General features: G+C 69.9%; 1 protein-coding gene and 1 pseudogene. Both read left to right on the top strand.

Features of this window, described 5'->3' with window-relative positions; genetic code table 11:
* The coding region (glyA, locus tag ABZ342_RS48915) for a serine hydroxymethyltransferase (RefSeq protein ID WP_360488932.1) at window positions 1-1119 on the top strand (1119 nt) is incomplete at its 5' end.
* Window positions 1116-1231: pseudogene (locus tag ABZ342_RS48910) on the top strand (lipoyl synthase); the annotation flags it as partial. The gene glyA and the pseudogene ABZ342_RS48910, both read left to right, overlap by 4 nt.

Raw genomic sequence — 1231 nt, 5'->3', positions numbered from 1 at the left:
AACAAGTACGCCGAGGGCTACCCCGGCCGCCGCTACTACGGCGGCTGCGAGCACGTCGACGTCGTCGAGCAGCTCGCCATCGACCGCGCGAAGGCCCTGTTCGGCGCCGAGCACGCCAACGTCCAGCCGCACTCGGGCGCGCAGGCCAACGCGGCCGCGATGTTCGCTGTGCTCAAACCGGGCGACACCATCCTCGGGCTCGACCTGGCGCACGGCGGCCACCTGACGCACGGGATGAAGATCAATTTCTCGGGCAAGCTCTACAACGTCGTCGCCTACCACGTCGACAAAGAGACCGGGATCGTCGACCTCGCCGAGATCGAGCGCCTGGCCGTAGAGCACCAGCCGAAGCTGATCATCGCCGGCTGGTCCGCCTACCCGCGTCAGCTCGACTTCGCCGAGTTCCGCCGCATCGCCGACCTCGTCGACGCCCGCCTGATGGTGGACATGGCCCACTTCGCCGGGCTGGTCGCGACCGGGCTGCACCCGTCGCCGGTGCCGCACGCCGACATCGTCACCACGACCACGCACAAGACCCTGGGCGGCCCGCGCGGCGGCCTCATCCTGTGCCGCCAGGAGCTGGCGAAGAAGATCAACTCGGCGGTGTTCCCCGGCCAGCAGGGCGGGCCCCTGGAACACGTCATCGCGGCCAAGGCCGTCGCGCTGAAGATCGCCGCGAGCGACGAGTTCAAGGAGCGTCAGCAGCGCACCCTCGAAGGTTCGCGGATCCTGGCGTCGCGGCTGTCGCAGGACGACTGCGCTTCGGCCGGGGTGCGCGTGCTGACCGGCGGCACCGACGTCCACCTGGTGCTCGTCGACCTGGTCCAGTCCACTCTGGACGGTCAGCAGGCCGAGGACCGGCTGCACGAGGTCGGCATCACGGTCAACCGCAACGCCGTCCCGTTCGACCCGCGCCCGCCGATGATCACCTCCGGCCTGCGGATCGGCACGCCGGCGCTGGCCACCCGCGGCTTCGGCGCGGACGACTTCACCGAGGTCGCCGACGTCATCGCCGAGGCGCTCAAGCCGGACTTCGACGACGCCCTGCGGTCCAAGCTGCGCGACCGCGTCGAGACGCTGGCCAAGAAGCACCCGCTGTACGCGGACCTGTCCCGATGAGTGCGCTGCCCGAGGGGCGGAAGCTGCTGCGTCTGGAAGTCCGCAACAGTGAGACGCCGATCGAGAAGAAGCCGCCGTGGATCAAGACGCGGGTGCGGATGGGGCCGGAGTT

Origin of the sequence: Amycolatopsis sp. NPDC005961 (genome assembly GCF_040629235.1) — a bacterium.
GTDB lineage: Bacteria > Actinomycetota > Actinomycetes > Mycobacteriales > Pseudonocardiaceae > Amycolatopsis > Amycolatopsis camponoti.
The sequence above is the reverse complement of the archived record's forward strand: the minus strand, read 5'-3'. Positions and strand labels throughout refer to the sequence as shown.